3 protein-coding genes, 1 tRNA gene and 1 pseudogene are annotated in these 2,596 nt (G+C 35.6%); 4 read left to right on the top strand and 1 reads right to left on the bottom strand.

The window, feature by feature from the left end:
* Both WG67_RS08760 and WG67_RS08765 read left to right on the top strand, forming a co-directional pair.
* The coding region (locus WG67_RS08760) for an acyl-CoA carboxylase subunit beta (protein ID WP_458694927.1) at positions 1-841 on the top strand (841 nt) is incomplete at its 5' end.
* Complete coding sequence (locus WG67_RS08765) at positions 784-1,326, top strand: carboxyl transferase domain-containing protein (protein ID WP_458694928.1); 543 nt, start codon at positions 784-786, stop codon at positions 1,324-1,326. The genes WG67_RS08760 and WG67_RS08765, both read left to right, overlap by 58 nt.
* 53 nt (positions 1,327-1,379) lie before the next feature.
* Here WG67_RS08765 and WG67_RS05010 read toward each other — a convergent pair.
* Positions 1,380-1,452, bottom strand: a tRNA-Thr gene (locus WG67_RS05010).
* Positions 1,453-1,699: 247 nt separating this feature from the next.
* Between WG67_RS05010 and mutM the strand changes: the two genes are divergently transcribed.
* Together mutM and WG67_RS08770 are read left to right on the top strand one after the other, a co-directional pair.
* Complete coding sequence (gene mutM / locus WG67_RS05015) at positions 1,700-2,515, top strand: bifunctional DNA-formamidopyrimidine glycosylase/DNA-(apurinic or apyrimidinic site) lyase (protein ID WP_070357065.1); 816 nt, start codon at positions 1,700-1,702, stop codon at positions 2,513-2,515.
* A pseudogene (locus WG67_RS08770) lies at positions 2,475-2,596 on the top strand (pyridoxamine 5'-phosphate oxidase); the annotation flags it as partial. The gene mutM and the pseudogene WG67_RS08770, both read left to right, overlap by 41 nt.

The following is a 2,596-nucleotide window of genomic DNA, read 5'->3' on the forward strand; positions in this document are numbered from 1 at the left end:
AAATGCTAATTTTTTAGGTGATGGGGTAGTGATTGGTCATGGTACTATTTATGGCAGAAAAGTTTTTGTTTATTCTCAGGATTTTACTGTCTTTGGTGGTTCACTTGGTGCGTCACATGCAAAAAAAATATGCAAAATTATGGATATGGCAATTAATGCCAGAGTTCCAATTATCGGACTAAATGATTCTGGTGGAGCCAGAATTCAGGAAGGAGTAAATTCTCTTGCTGGTTATGGAGAAATTTTTCAAAGAAACGTAAATGCATCGGGTGTTATACCACAAATTTCTTTAATTATGGGCCCATGTGCAGGAGGTGCAGTTTATTCCCCAGCATTAACTGACTTTACTTTCATGGTGAAAAACAGTTCATATATGTTTATAACCGGGCCAGATGTAGTAAAAAAGGTTACCTACGAAGATGTAAGTTTCGAAGACCTCGGTGGAGCAAAAATTCATACAAGCAAAACAGGAGTAGCGGATTTTGCATTCAATAATGATGTTGAAATGCTGCTAAAAATGCGTGAATTCTTTACTTTCTTACCAGCAAATAATCAAGAATCACCAAAATCTGCACCAATCTGTAATGATGTTGACGACATTGATGAATCCTTAAACACTCTAATTCCTACCAATCCTAATACTCCTTATGATATGTATGAACTCATTGAAAAAGTTTGTGATGAAAGGAATTTCTTTGAACTGAAACCTGATTTTGCTCGTAATATCAAACTGGTTTTGGTAGAATTGGAGGAAATACTGTCGGTATTGTTGCAAATCAACCTATGCACCTTGCAGGATGTTTGGATATTGATTCTTCAAGAAAAGCTGCGAGGTTTGTAAGGTTTTGTGACGCATTTAACATTCCGATCATCACACTTATTGATGTTCCAGGATTTTTGCCGGGTACAAATCAAGAATACAATAATATAATACAACACGGAGCGAAACTGCTTTACGCTTACGCTGAAGCGACCGTGCCGAAAATTAGCCTTATCACTAGAAAAGCGTATGGTGGTGCATACATTGTTATGAATTCGAAACATCTAAAAGGTGATATAAATTATGCCTGGCCAACTGCTGAAATAGCTGTGATGGGCCCTGAAAGTGCAGTTGAGATTATATATCTACACGAAAAAGATCAGCAAACGTTAATTAAAGAATNTAAAGAAAAATTTGCTAACCCATTTTTTGCTGCATCATATGGATACATTGATGACATTATAGTGCCAAGTAAAACAAGGTATCACTTTTGTAAAGCATTAGAGCTACTCAAAAACAAGAAGGTAGAAAGGATATGGAAAAAGCATGACAACTTACCTCTGTAACTTTCTTCTAAGCCTTGCTTACAAGTTATGCAATATTATAAGTATAATCAGTGTGCCGTTACCAAGACTCGAACTTGGGACCTCGTCATTACCAATGACGTACTCTACCACCTGAGCTACAACGGCAAGTTTATATATTATGATAATGAATAACACAAAAAAGAATAAGGAAAAAGAAGAGGAGAAAAAAAGATTAGCGAAAGCTTTAAAGCAAAATATTTTGAAAAGAAAAAAGCAGCAACAGAGTAGACAGAGAACCCTTTCAAAACTCGTTTGTGGTGAGGAATTTTTAGGAGAAAGCACCGCAGAATACTCGAATGTATTTGAGAACGACAAAATTACCATCAGAAACTTAAGTTTTGAAGGAGGTATCATGCCAGAACTACCGGAAGTGGAAGTAATCTCTAATTTTTTGCTTGATAAAATTAAAAACAAGCAAATCAGTAATGTTATAGTGAATAATTGGAATTTACGTGCCCCAATAACAAAAAATATTGATGATATGCTAAAGGGCAAAGTCATACGCAACATCAAGCGTAGAGGTAAGTATACCATCTGGAATACAGATGGTAGTGTGGCTGTAATCATACATCTTGGCATGAGCGGAAAGCTTATATATGCTGACCACGATCAAATGCGGAATAAGCATGATCACGTGGTATTTTTATTTTCTGACAATACTTCAATAATTTTTAATGACCCAAGAAGATTTGGATTAGTTATCGTTTTAAATAAAGAACAAGAAACGGATTTTTTTAGCGATTTTGGAATAGAGCCCCTCACGGATGAATTCAGTGGAGACTATTTACAGGAGTTGCTGAAAAACAAAAAAGTGAATATCAAATCAGCGTTAATGGACAATAAATCAATAGTTGGCGTAGGCAACATATATGCTTCTGAGAGCTTGTTTAGAGCCCGTATATCACCACTCAGGTCAGCAAAAAACTTGACCTATAGAGAGTGCGAAAAACTTGCTGCTGAAATAAAAAATACTCTGAGTGATGCAATTGCTGCAGGTGGTTCAACACTGAAAGATTATGCACAGCCATCTGGATCTGCTGGATACTTTCAAAATAACTTTTACGTATATGGTAAAGTTCAAAAACCTTGCAAGATTTGCAATAATATCATAACACTTATACGACAAAATGGCCGTAGCACTTCTTTTTGCAATGCGTGCCAGAATTAAGATTTTATTTTTTGATATGATATTTTCACTTGAAAAAGATCCATTTGATTTGTTTTCAAAGTGGTACAAAGCAGTACTTAA

The sequence above is a fragment of the Wolbachia endosymbiont of Drosophila incompta genome (genome assembly GCF_001758565.1).
Classification (GTDB): domain Bacteria; phylum Pseudomonadota; class Alphaproteobacteria; order Rickettsiales; family Anaplasmataceae; genus Wolbachia; species Wolbachia pipientis.

Excerpts from the sequence above, each read along its gene's own strand:
- mutM (WP_070357065.1), top strand. The coding sequence starts at position 1,700 with ATGCCAGAACTACCGGAAGTGGAAGTAATCTCTAATTTTTTGCTTGAT.